The sequence below is a fragment of the Collinsella aerofaciens genome (assembly GCF_039752955.1).
GTDB classification, from domain to species: Bacteria; Actinomycetota; Coriobacteriia; order Coriobacteriales; family Coriobacteriaceae; genus Collinsella; species Collinsella aerofaciens_BI.
Window position 1 is genome coordinate 1 of record NZ_JBDMHB010000022.1, and the last position, 15,163, is coordinate 15,163.

16 protein-coding genes are annotated in these 15,163 nt (G+C 56.4%); 9 read left to right on the forward strand and 7 right to left on the reverse strand.

Annotation, left to right across the window (positions count from 1 at the left end; genetic code table 11):
- Positions 1-1,086 precede the first annotated feature (1,086 nt).
- Entirely contained in the window at positions 1,087-1,452 is a 366-nt protein-coding gene (locus ABHR75_RS06180) for a hypothetical protein (protein WP_138374234.1), read from the forward strand.
- Positions 1,453-1,712: 260 nt separating this feature from the next.
- On the opposite strand, the gene ABHR75_RS06185 is transcribed toward ABHR75_RS06180, so the two are convergent.
- Complete coding sequence (locus ABHR75_RS06185; protein ID WP_161145545.1) at positions 1,713-1,856, reverse strand: hypothetical protein; 144 nt, start codon at positions 1,854-1,856, stop codon at positions 1,713-1,715.
- A gap of 512 nt (positions 1,857-2,368) precedes the next feature.
- On the opposite strand from ABHR75_RS06185, the gene ABHR75_RS06190 reads away from it, so the two are divergent.
- Positions 2,369-2,824, forward strand: a complete 456-nt coding sequence (locus tag ABHR75_RS06190; protein WP_138374233.1) for a PH domain-containing protein — start codon at positions 2,369-2,371, stop codon at positions 2,822-2,824.
- 276 nt (positions 2,825-3,100) lie between these two features.
- Here ABHR75_RS06190 and ABHR75_RS06195 read toward each other — a convergent pair whose 3' ends face one another.
- Positions 3,101-4,591 (reverse strand): tyrosine-type recombinase/integrase, encoded by a 1,491-nt coding sequence (locus ABHR75_RS06195; protein WP_346963895.1) that lies wholly within the window; start codon positions 4,589-4,591, stop codon positions 3,101-3,103.
- Between the two features lie 588 nt (positions 4,592-5,179).
- Here ABHR75_RS06195 and ABHR75_RS06200 point away from each other — a divergent pair.
- The 6 genes from ABHR75_RS06200 (at position 5,180) to ABHR75_RS06225 (ending at position 10,029) form a co-directional block, all read left to right on the forward strand.
- Complete coding sequence (locus tag ABHR75_RS06200) at positions 5,180-5,884, forward strand: CDP-alcohol phosphatidyltransferase family protein (protein ID WP_346963896.1); 705 nt, start codon at positions 5,180-5,182, stop codon at positions 5,882-5,884.
- A 66-nt stretch (positions 5,885-5,950) separates the two neighbouring features.
- Positions 5,951-6,385, forward strand: a complete 435-nt coding sequence (locus tag ABHR75_RS06205) for an FHA domain-containing protein (protein ID WP_006236002.1) — start codon at positions 5,951-5,953, stop codon at positions 6,383-6,385.
- A gap of 3 nt (positions 6,386-6,388) precedes the next feature.
- Entirely contained in the window at positions 6,389-7,267 is an 879-nt protein-coding gene (gene ftsR / locus ABHR75_RS06210) for a transcriptional regulator FtsR (RefSeq protein WP_138112611.1), read from the forward strand.
- 40 nt (positions 7,268-7,307) lie between these two features.
- Positions 7,308-7,838 carry an adenine phosphoribosyltransferase gene (locus tag ABHR75_RS06215; RefSeq protein ID WP_118227237.1) on the forward strand — a complete coding sequence of 177 codons (531 nt, stop codon included), beginning with the start codon at positions 7,308-7,310 and terminating at the stop codon, positions 7,836-7,838.
- Positions 7,839-7,870: 32 nt separating this feature from the next.
- Positions 7,871-8,998, forward strand: a complete 1,128-nt coding sequence (locus ABHR75_RS06220) for a coiled-coil domain-containing protein (protein ID WP_138374201.1) — start codon at positions 7,871-7,873, stop codon at positions 8,996-8,998.
- Positions 8,999-9,162: 164 nt separating this feature from the next.
- Entirely contained in the window at positions 9,163-10,029 is an 867-nt protein-coding gene (locus tag ABHR75_RS06225; protein WP_138112615.1) for a DegV family protein, read from the forward strand.
- Between the two features lie 73 nt (positions 10,030-10,102).
- Here the strand turns inward: ABHR75_RS06225 and ABHR75_RS06230 are convergent, their stop codons facing one another.
- Both ABHR75_RS06230 and ABHR75_RS06235 read right to left on the reverse strand, forming a co-directional pair.
- Positions 10,103-10,714, reverse strand: coding sequence for a DUF1836 domain-containing protein (locus ABHR75_RS06230; protein ID WP_171021459.1), 612 nt, complete (start codon positions 10,712-10,714; stop codon positions 10,103-10,105).
- 155 nt (positions 10,715-10,869) lie between these two features.
- Positions 10,870-11,808: an NAD(P)/FAD-dependent oxidoreductase gene (locus ABHR75_RS06235; RefSeq protein ID WP_138112617.1), complete on the reverse strand. Its 939-nt coding sequence runs from the start codon at positions 11,806-11,808 to the stop codon at positions 10,870-10,872.
- Positions 11,809-11,877: 69 nt separating this feature from the next.
- Here ABHR75_RS06235 and ABHR75_RS06240 point away from each other — a divergent pair, with 69 nt between their 5' ends.
- Entirely contained in the window at positions 11,878-13,227 is a 1,350-nt protein-coding gene (locus tag ABHR75_RS06240) for an MGDG synthase family glycosyltransferase (protein WP_229025869.1), read from the forward strand.
- A 392-nt stretch (positions 13,228-13,619) separates the two neighbouring features.
- On the opposite strand, the gene dut is transcribed toward ABHR75_RS06240, so the two are convergent.
- The 3 genes from dut to ABHR75_RS06255 are packed head-to-tail and all read right to left on the reverse strand — an operon-like array spanning position 13,620 to position 15,012.
- Entirely contained in the window at positions 13,620-14,063 is a 444-nt protein-coding gene (gene dut / locus ABHR75_RS06245; protein ID WP_138112619.1) for a dUTP diphosphatase, read from the reverse strand.
- 4 nt (positions 14,064-14,067) lie between these two features.
- Positions 14,068-14,511: a transcriptional regulator NrdR gene (gene nrdR / locus ABHR75_RS06250; RefSeq protein WP_022093781.1), complete on the reverse strand. Its 444-nt coding sequence runs from the start codon at positions 14,509-14,511 to the stop codon at positions 14,068-14,070.
- A 51-nt stretch (positions 14,512-14,562) separates the two neighbouring features.
- Positions 14,563-15,012, reverse strand: a complete 450-nt coding sequence (locus ABHR75_RS06255; RefSeq protein ID WP_161144708.1) for a LysM peptidoglycan-binding domain-containing protein — start codon at positions 15,010-15,012, stop codon at positions 14,563-14,565.
- Between the last annotated feature and the right edge of the window lie 151 nt (positions 15,013-15,163).

Consider the following 15,163-nt stretch of genomic DNA (forward strand, 5'->3'; position numbering starts at 1 on the left):
ATGAACGACTGCTCGGACCTATACCTCGCAAATGATGCACATAGCACCATTGCAAGACAAAGTACAAAGCCAACAATAACGATCTTTACGTAGCTCTTGGCCGTCATGCCATCCCTCTTTTCGCTTGCCTAAAGAAATGCGGAAGAAGCTGTTAGTCGCGGCTTGTTTGTAGGCCCTTCTGCCCCGGTTCGGTTACTAAGGTTACTTGAGGGATCCTATAAATGATTGTTACCCATATACGTAATATGAATTTCGGACATGTCGAAATCAATCAATGGTTGCGGGAGTTTCCGACCTTAGTGAAATGCCACCCTATACCCACAGAATCAGTCTGGCTGACATGTGCCAATGGCCGCTAACGGCACTTGGTCGGCAACGGTCTTAGCCCATCGGCCACAACAGTGTCTCCTTCTGTCGCGCCGAGGGCCAGACACACAGCGGTGGCGCCGTGCCGCGGCAGCTGGACGACCGCGTCGTCGACCGTGGCGATTGCACTCGCGACGACACACCTCGCCAGTTTGCCTCGCCCTATTGGCCCCAGCGCGTTGCAGTTCAATCAGCTGTTACAATTACCCACCCACAAAAAGCCCATCTAGCAGGTGCTTTGCTGTTATAGAGTCCTGGAAAGAAAGGGCCAAACCGAAGTGTCTGGCCGGACGCCAATTGTCTGGGAACTGCTTCGGATTCGACCCTCTTTTACTTTCGCCCACTCGGTGGACTTCGGGTTTAATGCTTAGGGGCAGGGATTTAACAAAGTGAAATTTTAATGAAAAGAAACCCAGCTGCCACAATTGCCATGGTGAGGGCTCGAATTGGCCATATAGATCTAAAATAGTCACGATACCTTCTCTTTTGCTGGAACGATATATCTATACAAGGTTGTGAGCGGAAAACAAAAATACGTCGATTGCTATCCGACAAACGGGTCTGGAATTGCATTCTCCGGCATTTCGGGGAGATTGATACACATGTACGAAAGGGAAACTATGTGGTGCGTTGGGTTGGAGCTGCTGCAGGCCCGATATGGATTGCGGTCTTGCGCCCCGATGTCCAAATAGGTTTCTCTCTCTAGACGGGAAGTTGCTCATGGACGCCATATATGACGGAGATGACTGGGTCGATCATTATACTTGGCGCCTGGTCGGCTCGGATGACAATGGGGATGTGGTGTTTGATGGACTATGTCCAAAGCATCTCCATCCTTTTGTCTCGTCGTTAATTGAGAGTTCCGCTCGTGTTGCCCCCTACAGCTCGGCATCGCTTCATGATACGGACGTTTTGAAGACCATAAGGGAGTCAATTGACGAGGGCACGATGAGCGGCCCGCTGTTTTCTCGGCTTGTGGGGCTAGATGAGATTGGCTCGAAACGACTGCTTGCGGGCGAAAAGGTGGAACTCACTTATCGGTCGATGATTTCAATCCTGCGGCTAGCCGATGTTCTTCGCAAATAAATGAGGCTTCCATGGCCATGTGGCAGCTTGTCTCACCGATGGGTGGGAGCCGAGTACTTTTCGGACGATTTGCTTGGCCTCGGCGTAGTCTTGGACGGGATCTGCCGGATCATCGAAATCCTCGACGAGATATTTCAAAGCGGCACCTTCTTAAACGGCGAACGTGACAGCGGTCCTCCCTGAATTCTATAAAATCACGGCCTGACTTGGGCGGCGAATTGGCCGAGCTCGTCATCGTCCATATCGTCGAAGTGCGGCAACTACGCCAGCGCGGCCCTCTGCTCCATCAGGTACCTACCGCTCGGAGACCTGCGAATCGTCTGCAAGATGTCCTCGGGGGCGAGGGCTGGGAAATCCATGCCCTCGGGAGCGGCCAAAGAGATGGATTCACCTGCCCCTCCCATGTGTTGGGACCTCATTCAGGGCATCGGCTGCATCCGGCCTTTCGCATTCGCCGCCCGGCCCTCCGGTCCCGCCCGGCTCTCCGGTCCCGCCCGGCCGACGGGTTTCCCATCTACGGCAAAACGATCGCACTTATATATATGCATTCCCGGATTGGGAATATGTTTCAGCCCACGCGAGCAAAGCCTCGGCGTACTCCGTGGTATCTCCGCTGCGCGGCTTTGCACCCTGCAATGCCGCGCAGCGGAGATACCACCTGAGACGGATGTCGATGCATCGAACCCGAGACCGGGCGCTGCGGCGGGAAGCCTCTCGCACGGACAATCTGCTCGATCTTGCTGCACCCGTCTTAAAAGGTTAGACAAACTTTTAATCGTACGACATCCGTCGAACAGTCGGGGGTACACACCACTACAGAAGGCCCACGGAACGGGGGGCGAGATGGTCGGCGACGGGTTCAAGGCACTCTCCGGCCCCACGCTCCGCCAGGGAGGGCGTCGGGAGGGAGGCCGTAATGGGTGAGAAGGACGAGCGGCCGGAGCGGGTGTTCCCCGGCAGGACAGACCCGTGGTTCATAGCGGCCATGGTGATTGTGGCGGGCGGTTTATCCGCGGCGTGTATCGCGTGTTTCCTGAGCTCGAGTCCCGCGCTCCTATGGGGCTGGCTCGCGCTGCTGCCCGTCCCGGCCCTCGTGGCCCTGGCCGCCCTTCCCGTCCGCAGCAACCGCCTCGAGCTCTACGGCGACCGCCTCGTCGTCGTGTACGCTGGGACGCGTTCGGTGATACCCTACGCCCACGTGCGGAGCGTCCGGCGCACCAGGACGCTCTGGGCGGGGACGGCCAACTCGCTCGACCGCGTCTACATCGAGGCGCCCTACGACGGCGACGCCATCGTCTCGGTGACCGACAACGATGCCCTCGTGGCGGAGCTGGGGCACAGGTGCGGCCTCGGGCCATACTCCCATTTTTGAGAGAGGTGCCGTCGGGCCCCCCGAAAGCCGTCTGCATTTGCAGGCCTTTATTCGAAATCGGGCGGCGCGGCTGAAAATCCCCGGCCTGAACCGCGGGGCTTCATCTACATTCGCGCAGGCGTATTCACAATCATAAAAAGATAGGCACGGGCATCCGCGTTCGCGGAAACCCGTGCCGCATTTGCGTCACCGAGATGACCGGGTAGAATATATCTGAACGCTATTCCACATTCCCGTACTTGCGCTACGGATTTGGGAAAGCGCATGTCTCAGCCTCTACTCGACCACGGTCGCCTCGGTCGGGATGGCCCCCAGCACTGCCGCGTACTCGGTGGGGTAGAGGCGGCTTATCGTCTGAACGTCGCGGATGAGGACGTTGCGGTCGTCAGGCTCGGAGATGCCGTAGCCGAACGCCTCGAGCGTCTCGATCGCCTCGCGGATCTTCTGCTGGAACATGGGGCCGGGGTCCACCCTCAGGCCGAGGTAGCCTCGCCACAGGCTCGGCAACACGCGCAGCATGTTCTGGATCTTGGACATCGGCTCGATGTCGGCGTAGACGTTGAGCGTGACCATGGCGTCCTTGTGCCCGAAGATCGACTGCAGCGCCTTGATGTCGCCGCCGTGGCGGATCCACTGCTTCGCGAAGGTGTGGCGCAGGCCGTGGAACGTGATCAGCTCGTCGTTGGTGCCCATGAGGCCGTTGGTCTCCGAGAACGTCTTGAACGCCCTGCGGATGTAACTGGTGGTGGCGAAGGAGCCGTCCGGCCGCGACACGACGTAGCTGTCCGCGAGGTCGCGCAGGCCGAGGGCCGATGCCTCCCGGAGCCTCTGCGAATCGATCTCGTGGATCTCTTTCAGGAAGGGGAGCAGGCCCACCGGGTCGACGGGGATCGTCCTCAAGTCGTGGTTCTTGGTGTCCTTGATGAAGGAGCCCCTGTCCTTGACGTAGGCCACCGAGTGCCTGACCGTGATGAGCCCCGACTCGAAGTCGACGTCACACCGGCGCAGGCCGCAGACCTCGCCGATGCGCATCCCGGTGTGCAGGGCGAGCACGACCGCCCGCCTGAAGGTCGAGTCCGGCATCATCGAGGTCACCGAGTTGAGCTTCGGCACGAGGTCGGAGCGCAGCGCGTTTCTGGGCCTGGCAATGACCCTGGGCGCGAGGGCGCCGTCGAACGGGTTCCTCCCGATCGTGTCGTTGCTGCGCTTCAGCAGGACGGCGTAGAGCCGCTTGCCGAGCTTGAATGACTTGTTGAGCGTGTCCGGCGCCGTGCCCAGGGCGATCCTGCGCCTCGACCACGCGTTGACGTCGTCGGTCGTCACCTCGTTCACGGGGACCAGACCCAGCTCGTCTCGCTCGATGTGCAGGGCGCTGTAGTGGTAGTCGTCGCGGGTCGTCGGGGTGATCCTGTTCATCTCCAGGCAGAAGTCGATGAACTTCTCGAGCGCCTCGGAAAGCGGCAGCGCGGCGTAGTCATCCCGCTGTTCGGCGGGAAGCCCGGCGCCGATAGCGGCCCTCGCCTCCTCGGCCTCGACGAGTTCCAGCTCGACCTCCGACCTGAATTCCGCGAGGACGCGCATCGCCGCCGCCTTTCCCCGCGCGCTCTGCTTCAGGCAGGGCACGCGGGTGTTCCTGGTCCTCTGGACCTTCTTCCCGGTCATCTCGTCGGCCACCGTCACGACAGCCTGCCATTTGCCCTTGTTCTTCCTCACGCCGCCGGCTCCGCATACGCGTAAGGTTTTATTGCTGCATTTCTCGTTCTGCATGTCTGCTCCTAAATCCGCAGTTGATTAGAAACAGGCGGGCCCACCTGCGGGAACCCGGAGAGGCGACGATTCGGGGCTCCTACCCCCGTTGATTAAATCATCGGCTGCACCGCGCTCCTCGAAGCCGAAAATATGCTATCTGGACAGACCGCGCTGAGCTGGTAAAATATGCAAATGCGGAAATGCGCTACTTGCGCTATCTGCGCGTGTTTTAACAAAATAAGCACAGGTCAGGGTCATTCTGACCTCGCTGGGGGTCAAGGGGTCGCTGGTTCGAATCCAGTCGTCCCGACCAGAAGTTTGCAGGTCAGGCACCTAGTGCCTGACCTTTTTTGTTTTAATCACCATGATTATTTTGCTTAAAGCAACAACGTTCCCGCTCGATGTAATCACCGAATCAAAACGTGTACATCAGCCACCAAAATCGACATTTTTCGACATGTTTGGAGGCTGATGTACACGAATGCGAAATCCCCGCCGCCTAAAAGCGCCCTCCACATGTCTGGACTCTCTATGCTTACGCTGGATAGACATCGCCGGAACGGGTATAGTATCGAAAGTTTTGTCGTTAACCAGCGGGGGAGTCCTGTGGGCATCAAAAAGAAGATCAAAAAGGAGCTTATCGGCACTTCCGATTACCCGTCGAATAAGATCTTTACGATCTCCAATTTCATCACCTTTACGCGCCTGATCCTCACCCTGGTATTTCTGTACCTGTTTGTGACGGACAACAACCGCGTCATCGCCATCGTTATCTACGCCGTTGCCGCCTCCACCGACTGGATGGACGGTCAGATCGCTCGCATGACTAAGACGGTCTCATGGCTCGGCAAGGTCATGGATCCCATTTGCGACCGTGCGCTGCTGTTCACCGGCGTCTTGGGGCTGGTGGTCCGCGGAGAGCTGCCCATCTGGGTCTGCGTGCTCATTATTGGCCGCGACATCTATCTGGGCATCGGCACGCTTATCGTGCGCCATTATCACCGTCGCCCCATCGATGTTGTCTTCCCCGGAAAGATTGCCACAGCGCTGCTCATGACCGGCTTCTCGCTCATGCTGCTCGGGTTCCCCGTTATTGACGGCCTGCATCTTTTACCTTCAGCCCTTACGGCCTTCCCGGGCCTCAACGGAAGCTCGATGCCCCTCGGCATCTTCTTTGTGTACGGCGGCGTGATCTTCTCCATGCTCACCGCTGTCATCTACTCCATTAAGGGCGGAGTGGCCATTAAACAGGCTCTCACGCATCCCGAGGACGAGGACATCGACTTTCTGAACCCTGAAATCGAAGACTGATTCGTTGGGGTATGATTACGTACGGTTCATTATTTGCGGCACGTCCGCGATAAGTTAGGGGTTGTCATGGACAACATGGTTAACAATATGCCTCAGAATGATAAGACTGCTGACGCTACCTGCGTATTCCGCGTGCCTTCAAGCGACGTCACCGTTCCCGACCTCATGGCCAACGTGCGCATCACCGCCCCCGTTCTGTCCATCGTCAAGGGTCCGCAGACTGGTGCCGCTTTTGAGCTCGAGGATGACGTGACCACCATTGGCCGCGATCCCGCGAACGGCATCTTCCTCAATGACATGACCGTTTCGCGCAGCCACGCGCGCATTATTCGCGAGGGCCTCGGCGCTCGCATCGAGGACTTGGGCTCGCTCAATGGCACCTGGGTCGACGGTGCCATCGTCAATGCAGCCCCGCTGCACGACGGTTCTTCCGTCCAGATCGGTACGTTTACGCTCATCTACCACGAGAGCACGCCGGAGCGCATCGAAACCGGTGAGTAGGGCATGGCCGAACGCAACTATCTGAGTATCGGCCAAGTCGTCAACCTACTTCGAGGCGCATACCCCGATCTTTCGAACTCAAAAATTAGATTTCTAGAGGATGAGGGGCTCATTACCCCTCATCGTACGCCTAAGGGATACCGTCAGTACTCCAAGGAGGACGTTGATCGCCTGGAGGTCATTCTGCACCTGCAGAAGACCCGCTATATGCCACTCAACGTGATTAAGCAGCGCTTGGAAAACGCCACGGACCTGTCAACGCTCGCTTACGAGGTGGGCTTGCTGTCCGATGTTCCGCTCAAGACGGAGCCCAAGGAGACTAAGCAAAAGCTGCATCCTATCGAGACCATTCCCGATATGCTGGGCGTCGAGATTTCGTTTATCCGCTCGCTCGCCGAGAACGACCTCATTCGCATCATCAAGAGTCCGCAAAATCGTGAGCTCGTCGATGGTCGCGATTTCCCGATCATCCGCTACTGCTCCGAGCTGTCACGCTTCCATATCGAGCCGCGCAACCTGCGTCAGTACGTGTCTTCCGCCAACCGCGAGTCCTCGATGTTTGAGCAGGTGCTCGTGAGCATGCTCGGCATGGACACCTCCGATGACGAGCGCGACGCCAAGCTCGAGCGTGCGTTTAAGAAGCTTCACGACCTGACGGAGGGCGTGCACACCGCGCTGCTCAAGAACCGCGTTTTTGAGTCGCTCAACGCCGTGGTCGAGGACGCCGACATCGATGCACTCGATGAGGAAATCACTCGCTCCGAGTCAACCAAGGCCAAAAACGAAGAGATAGGCGCGCCGGCTTCGCACGAGGATTCCCTCGTAAAGCCGCTCAAGGTCGTCACCCCTTCGCAATCCGGCACCGCCACCGCGGGCAAATAACAGCTGCCGCTTATCCGGCAACCCATTGAAAGGTCATGCAATGTACGACTTCGAATCTCAAATCGTCGACATCCCCGACTATCCCGAGCCCGGAGTCATCTTTAAAGACATCACGCCGCTCTTTGGCAATCCCGAGGCGCTCAAAGCCATGACCGATGCCCTCGCCGAGCACTTTGCCGGCATGGGAATCACCAAGGTCGTGGGTCCCGAGGCTCGCGGCTTTATGGTTGGCGTACCGGTGGCTGTAGCCCTTGGCGCCGGCTTTGTTCCCGCACGTAAACCTGGCAAGCTACCGCGCGAGACCGTAAGTCAGAGCTACGAGCTCGAGTACGGCACCGATTCAATTGAGATCCATGCCGACGCTATCAGCTCTAAAGATACCGTGTTGATTCTGGACGACTTGGTCGCGACGGGCGGAACCGTCGAGGCAACAGGTAAACTGGTGCGAGATATGGGCGCAAAGCTTGTCGGTTACGGTTGTATCCTTGAGCTTGCGTTTCTCAACCCGCGCGAGAAGCTCACACCGTCTAATGACGATGTGGAGCTCTTTAGCCTGGTGACGGTGGACTAGCCGTTACCCTTAGTTACTGGAAAGGAAGCTACATGCGCACAGCAAACACGCACAAAAACATGGCACGCTGCGCTGCTACGGCAACCCTCGCTTGTGTTTTGGGCTTGGGCCTCGCGGCTCCTGCCTACGCCGATACCGCATCCGACCTTGCCGCTGCTCGTACGAAGCTCGAGCAGATCGGTACCCAAACTCAGCAGATTTACGATGAGCTCGCCACGCAGACGCAGGCGCTCGATCAGACTGCTGGCGAGATCACGCAAAAGCAGCAGGAGATCGCCGATGGTCAGGCCAAGCTCTCGACCTATGTCGCCGGCGAGTACAAAACCGGCGGTCTGAGCCTGCTTCAGGTTCTGACGGGCGTCGATGACCTGAGCGATATGCTCAACCGTCTGTTCTACTACGGCAAAGTTTCCGATAAGCAGGCTCAGACCATTCAAGAGGTCAAGGAGCTCAAACAGCAGCTCACCGATAAGCAGGCCGAGCAGGAAAAGAACGTCGCCACCACGCAAAAGAAGGTCGACGAGCTTAACGCCCAGCAGGCTGAAGCACAGAACGTCGTAAACTCTCTGGATTCACAGCTGCAGGCTGAGCTTGCCGCTGAGGCCGAGGCCAACGCCGCGCTGCAGGCCGGCATCAACGCCAGTACCGCCGAGAAGGCCACGGTGAGCAACGAGACTGCCGGTGCGACCGAGAACACCAACAACGGTGGCCAGACCAGCAATAACAACAACCAGGGCGGCAACACTCCGGCTCCTACGCCGGCACCTGCTCCGACACCGCAGCCCTCCACGCCTGCCCCGGCTCCGACGCCTTCTGCTCCGAGCCAGTCCGTCGATGGCGGTTCTGTTGTCTCGCGTGCATACAGCAAGCTTGGTTGCGCCTATTCCTGGGGCGGAATTGGCCCGAACAGTTTCGACTGCTCTGGTTTTGTTAGCTATTGCCTCACTGGTCGCTATTGCCGCCTGGGCACCACGGGCACCTTTATGGGCTGGACGCGTGTGTCCGATCCGCAGCCCGGTGACGTTGTGGTCAACTCGTACCACACCGGCATTTACATCGGTGGTGGTCAGATGATTCATGCTTCCGACTACAACACGGGTGTTATCATCAGCTCCGTTGCCGCCGGCATGAACAACAACTACATTTTCGTGCGCTACTAAGTATTCAGATAAAGCAAACGGATATGGACCTCGTGGCTTTGAGTCATGGGGTCCATTCTTTTGCCTTTAGTGCAGTCCGCTATCTAGTTTTGAATACTAGATAGCGGCCCAATCGGTCTGCAAGATGGCTATAATTGAATGGGAACGATTAGAAAGGACCCTCTATGAGCTGGGCACTTATCTCCGATTCAAGCTGCAACCTCCGCGATTGGCAACCGATCGCACCCCATACCACCTTTGCATTTGCTCCCCTCAAAATTCGAGTGGGGGAGCGTGAATTCGTCGATGACCTTTCGCTCGATGTTCATGAGCTCAACTGCGCTGTTCAGGCGGAGACGAACGCCTCTTCGAGCGCTTGTCCCAGCGTGGGGGAGTGGGCCGAGCTCTTCAAATTGGCAGACAAGACCATCTGCATGCCGATCTCTGAGGGCGTGTCGGGCAGCTACAACGCGGCAGCCACGGCTCGCGATATGGTTCTTGCCGAGGAGCCCGACCGACAGATTCATCTAGTCAATTCACGCGCAGCTGGCGGCAAAATGGACCTCATTTTCTTGCTGTTCGACCGCTATCTTGCAAGCAATCCGAATGTCTCATTCGAGGATGCTTGCGCATACTTCGATAGCCTTGAACAGAACAGCAAAATCCTCTTCAGTTTGTGCAATTACGAAAACCTCGCCAAAGCCGGACGTATCCCTAAGGCAGCCGGCGTCATTGCCAACAAGCTCAATATCCGCATTTTGGGCACGGCGAGTGAGGCCGGTAAAATCGAACTCGTCGGGCACACGCGTGGCGAAAAGAAGATGCTCAACAAGATCATCGACACTATGGAAGCCGAGGGCTTTACGGGCGGTGAGGTCATCATCGATCACGTTGAGAACGAAGCTGGAGCCCAGGCGCTTACTGATCGCATAGTCGAACATTGGCCCTGCTCCAAGACCATCATCATGCCCTGCAACGGCCTGGATTCCTATTACGCCGAGATGCACGGCCTGATCATCGGCTACGGCATGGGCGTAGCTTCGGGCAAATAAAGTCCAACCAAGCAAAAAAACGGGCGGGACAAAGCGACAGATGGCTCTTTGTCCCGCCCGTTTTATACGTCGGCTAGCTATTAAACCCGTTGAACTTGAGATAGCTCATCAAGTAAGCCTTCGAAACAAAGGATGAAACCGCGCTGCGCACAAGCAGCGACTCACGCGTTACCTGATGCGCCGTATCGGGAACCGGCGTCTGCTCGACGGAAAACGCCGAACGAATCGATGCCTCGAGCTGATCGACCACATAATCAAAGGCCGTCGGGGCATCGTAGCTCAAACGCTGAATGTTAAAGAGTGCCTGCACCGCAGCAATAGGTAGCACCTGCTTAAAGATGCAGATAGCGATCAGGCGGGCAATCTGCTCGCGGCCATATTGCTTTTTGACCGGAGCAGGCACCAGGCCGACCTTCACGTAGTTATTGATCATCGATGGCGTAATGACAGGCTGCTCAACGCAAATGGACAGCGGCTCCATCCACAGCGCAACATACTCAATAACCTGGTCGCGGTAGAGCGTCACATTGGGCAACTGGTTATAGCGCGGCAGACTCAACGTATTAAGTTTGCGCACGATATCGGACTGAATAAATGCATCGGGCAGCACAGTGGGCTGAATATCCTCAGGCTTAATGCTGACCGATGTATCGGACATCGGGATAACGCGTTTGGCGTGGTTCATAAGGATCCTCCGTTCATTAGCTATATTGTATTCTAGGTTATCTAGTTTTGCATACCATATAGCCGGCAAGTAAAAGTGGTTGGACAGCACATTGATGCACCGTCCAACCACTTTGTTTTAAAGATAGCAACCTTACATAAGATATATTATCGTACTTATCCACGGAGAAACGCGTATACGCTCGTTGCCGCTATGGCTCCATCAGAAACGGCAGTCACAACCTGGCGTAAACGCTTGGAACGGATGTCGCCAGCGGCAAATAGACCTGGCGTGCGGGTCGCCATGGAATCATCAGTAACAATACCGCCGTCCGGCGCCAGATCGACTAGATGCTCAACGAGCTCGGAATGGGGCTGCGTTCCGGTAAAGACAAAGATACCAAACGAGCCAGGGACAAATGACTCGGTGTGAGTTTCCCCGGATGCATTGTCCTTAAAGGTAATCGTCGTTGGCATGGCTTCGCCCGAGAGCTCGACAATACTAGTTTGGTACCTAACTGAAATATTATCTTTTGCAAGAACTTTTTGAACCACACCATCGGGGGCACGGAACTGATCGCGGCGCAAAACGATGGTCACGCTGCTGGCGATTTCTGACAAGAACAGAGCTTCCTCGCAGGCAGCATTGCCGCCGCCGATGACAAAAACCTGCTTGCCGCGAAAGAACATGCCGTCGCACGTCGCGCAATACGAAACGCCGCGACCGCGATACGCATCCTCGCCAACAAAACCAGCAGATCGCGGCGTGGCACCCATGCAAGCGATAACGCTCGAGGCCGACGTATCGCCCAAATCGTGATGCACCGTAAACAGCGCTGCATCGGCATCGTAATCGATACCCGTAACCATGCTCCATGTAACCTGTGCTCCCAGGCCCTCTGCATGCTGCTGAAAACGCTCACCGAGTTCGGCGCCACTCAAGAGCGGAATGCCCGGATAGTTCTCGACTTCATTGGTCGTGGCGATCTGCCCTCCCGACATGCCCTGTTCAATCACGGTCGTCGTTAGGTTGGAGCGCGCCGCATAAATGGCCGCAGCATAGCCCGCAGGGCCGCCACCGATAATCGCAACATCGATCGGCTGATGGGTAGTCATGAAGAGACCTCCTGTCGAAAGATTGGCTTTCTTTGCGCTCATACCCAAATTTACGTGAACATGACACTCATGCACTACAATGATAAATCGCGTAACAAAGCTGAAGGGGAGTTATCGATGGATCAAACGCAGATGAGCAATAGCGCTCCCCTGCCCATGCAAGCCACTCCCCAACCGGAGCAAATGACCGTTTCACCTGCACAAAAACCCCTAGTAACCATTGTGCACGCATCGGTTGGATCGGGCCACAAAGCCGCCGCCAACGCGATTGCACAAGCATTTGAACTTATCCGCGGCACCAAGGGAATCCCTGAGGATATTGAAATTGAAGTGCTCGATATCCTTGATTTTGGACGTATTAAATTCGACGGCAATAAGACCGCGGCTTCTTTTACGGGAGCCACACGCCCCATTTACGACCTGACCTGGCGATATACGCTTACGGGACATCTTCTCTGGGGTGGCGGCACGGCATGGTCGCGTATTATGTTCCCCGCCTTCAACGAATATATTCGTCGCCGCAGGCCTATAGCCGTGGTCGCAACGCACATCACAGCAGCCAATGTTGCCGTGGGCGCCCGCGTAATTACGGGTATCGATTACCCGGTCATCTGTGTGCCGACCGATTACGAAGTCGAAGGCTTTTGGCCCCACAAGGACACCGACCTATTCTGTGTAGCCAACGAGTTTATGGCCGAAACGCTGCGCCCGCGCAAGGTTCCCGAGTCAAAGATCCGCATAACGGGCATCCCCATCCGAGCCGGTTTCGATTCAGATTACAAACGCGAAGATGAGCTCAGCAAGTTCAATCTCCCCATAGACAAAACCGTCGTATTGGTGATGGCCGGTGCCAGTTTACCCCAACCATACGTGCGTTTCCGCGCCGCGATGGACCACACGCTCCCCTTCTTACGCAGCTTTGAGGACATGCACTTTGTCTTTTTACCGGGCAAGGATAAAGAATACGCCACCCGACTCAAGACGCTCTTCGACGCCATGAAGCTCGAAAACGTCACGGTTCTAGACTACGTGGACGACATGGCGGCCCTCATGCACGGCTGCGACCTGGCAATTCTCAAATCGGGCGGACTCACCGTCACCGAGTGCCTGTGCGCGCATCTGCCGATGATCCTGCTGGGCAAGTCCTATGGCCAGGAAAAGGCAAACACCACGATGCTCACCGGCATGGGCGCCAGCATGCATGTCACCACCGCACGAGAACTCATCGTGACGTTGCGCCATCTCCACGATCATCCGGAGTCGCTCAAGGCACTGCTCATCAATGGCGAAGTCCTGCGCCGTCCACACGCAGCCGAGGACATCGCCATCGCCACCATGGAGCTTGCAGGTAAGCCCCAAAAACGTAAACGAGCCTTCTGCCGCTTCTACTGGGGAGGAAAGCCCGCGCATATCCGCTAGTCGAATGTCCGCCGCTCTGCCGGAGCCGCCCTTATATCATTCCATGCTCAAACATTCTCGCTTCGCTGCGAAACTGCGCGTGGAACGATATAAGGGCGGCTCCGGCAGAGCGGCTGCGTTTACTTACTAGCAGCTACTTCGGTATCCCCTCCATTAGAACCTGCAAAGGTAAAACAGGAAAATATAAATACAGTAAGCCGATGCGACAAAGGGACAGCCCCTTTGTCGCATCGGCTTACTAGAAAAGTAAATATTGTTTCAAGCGAGTAGCCGCCCGCCCGGGGCTTACCTATATCGTTCCACGCGCAGTTTCGCAGCGAGCGAAGCGACGCGAGAATGTTTGAGCATGGAATGATATAGGTAAGCCCCGGGCGGGAGGGATACGAGCGCCCCTAGGCGACGCCGCTGGAGCCGAAGCCTCCGTTGCCTCGGTCGGTTTCGTCTAGTTCTTCTACTTCTATGAGGTTGACCGTGGGGACTTCTTGGATGACGAGTTGGGCTATGCGGTCGCCTTTGTTGATTTGGATGTTGTTGGAGGGATCCAGGTTGATGAGGATAACCTTGAGTTCTCCTCGGTAGTGGGCGTCGATGAGGCCCGGCGTATTGACTATAGACAGGCCCTGCTTGATGGCCAAACCGCTTCGGGGCTGGACGAAGCCGGCGTAGCCATCGGGCAGGGCGATGGCCAGCCCAGTAGAGACCAGACGGCGTTCGAAGGGCTTCAGAATGCAGTCCTCGTTGGAGCGCAAATCCAAGCCGGCATCGGTGGGATGGGCGTATTTGGGAAGCTCGACGGTGGGGTCGAGACGCTTTATGTTGACGGTAATGTTGGACATGGAATCACCTTAGCTTGTCGAGCTCTTGCAGAAACTCATCGACGTCTTTGAAATCGCGGTAGACCGAGGCAAAGCGGATGTACGCCACCTTGTCGATCTTGGCCAAGCGCTTGAGTACCATGTCACCCAACTCATGGGACGTAACGGCCGTCAGCGTGCGAGAGCGCAGCTCGACCTCGATGTCATCGATAATCTCATTGAGCTTCTTAGTGTCGATATCGCGCTTGATAGTGGCGCGCATCAAGCCGACGAGCAGCTTATTGCGATCGAACCGCTGCTTGGTTCCGTCCGACTTAATGACCTCGATTGGGTCTTCGCATCGTTCGAACGTTGTAAAGCGATAGTTACACGAGCAACATTCGCGGCGACGCTTAATGGTGTTATTTGACTCCTGCATACGGGAATCAACGACGCGGGTATGTGCCTTGCCGCATTTGGGACAGCGCATGGTACCTCCTCTTAAACGATAACAAGGGTACCATGCGCAGCGCGATAATGATTACGAACGAGCAGGAACCTTAAGATGCGCACCGGCGGCGAGCGAACCATGCTCCAGATGATTGACGTTACGGATCATGTCGGAAGTCTCTTGCGTGGAAAGGCCTTCGATTGGATATTCCTCGGCAAGCGACCAAAGAGAATCACCAGACTGAACGCGAATGGTCTCATAGGTAACGTTGGAAACGGACTCGGCATACGCGGCGTGACGAGCGCTAAAGACCGACGTAGCGAGGACAAAGAAGAGCGTAAGCGCAACGGCAACGGCGACAATCGTCGGAACCTTCAGGGCAACGCGGCCCGGCGCGGCTACAGCCTGCTGATTGCGAGCAGGCTTTACGGTCAAAGGCTGAAAGCCGGAGCAGCCACCCTGAACAACCGTAAAAGTGTATTCTGCAGACGTCTCGAGCTTAAGGGCGAGGTTTCCCTGGACCATATTCGTTGCGTTCATCATGTTCTCCTCTCGCGTGTTTTGCTGAGAACAGTTTTATCAAGCCGCGCGGACAAAAATGTCTAGCGCGAGAACGAATGTTCGGTTATTATTATCTTCGAACAGTTGTTCCTGTCAAGCAAAATTCGAACATTTGTTTGACATGGGTAGA

Coding starts and splice junctions, on each gene's coding strand:
- ABHR75_RS06180 (WP_138374234.1), top strand. CDS start 1,087: ATGGACGCCATATATGACGGAGATGACTGGGTCGATCATTATACTTGG.
- ABHR75_RS06185 (WP_161145545.1), bottom strand. CDS start 1,856: ATGGGAGGGGCAGGTGAATCCATCTCTTTGGCCGCTCCCGAGGGCATG.
- ABHR75_RS06190 (WP_138374233.1), top strand. CDS start 2,369: ATGGGTGAGAAGGACGAGCGGCCGGAGCGGGTGTTCCCCGGCAGGACA.
- ABHR75_RS06195 (WP_346963895.1), bottom strand. CDS start 4,591: ATGCAGAACGAGAAATGCAGCAATAAAACCTTACGCGTATGCGGAGCC.
- ABHR75_RS06205 (WP_006236002.1), top strand. CDS start 5,951: ATGGACAACATGGTTAACAATATGCCTCAGAATGATAAGACTGCTGAC.
- ftsR (WP_138112611.1), top strand. CDS start 6,389: ATGGCCGAACGCAACTATCTGAGTATCGGCCAAGTCGTCAACCTACTT.
- ABHR75_RS06215 (WP_118227237.1), top strand. CDS start 7,308: ATGTACGACTTCGAATCTCAAATCGTCGACATCCCCGACTATCCCGAG.
- ABHR75_RS06220 (WP_138374201.1), top strand. CDS start 7,871: ATGCGCACAGCAAACACGCACAAAAACATGGCACGCTGCGCTGCTACG.
- ABHR75_RS06225 (WP_138112615.1), top strand. CDS start 9,163: ATGAGCTGGGCACTTATCTCCGATTCAAGCTGCAACCTCCGCGATTGG.
- ABHR75_RS06230 (WP_171021459.1), bottom strand. CDS start 10,714: ATGAACCACGCCAAACGCGTTATCCCGATGTCCGATACATCGGTCAGC.
- ABHR75_RS06235 (WP_138112617.1), bottom strand. CDS start 11,808: ATGACTACCCATCAGCCGATCGATGTTGCGATTATCGGTGGCGGCCCT.
- ABHR75_RS06240 (WP_229025869.1), top strand. CDS start 11,878: ATGCACTACAATGATAAATCGCGTAACAAAGCTGAAGGGGAGTTATCG.
- dut (WP_138112619.1), bottom strand. CDS start 14,063: ATGTCCAACATTACCGTCAACATAAAGCGTCTCGACCCCACCGTCGAG.
- nrdR (WP_022093781.1), bottom strand. CDS start 14,511: ATGCGCTGTCCCAAATGCGGCAAGGCACATACCCGCGTCGTTGATTCC.
- ABHR75_RS06255 (WP_161144708.1), bottom strand. CDS start 15,012: ATGAACGCAACGAATATGGTCCAGGGAAACCTCGCCCTTAAGCTCGAG.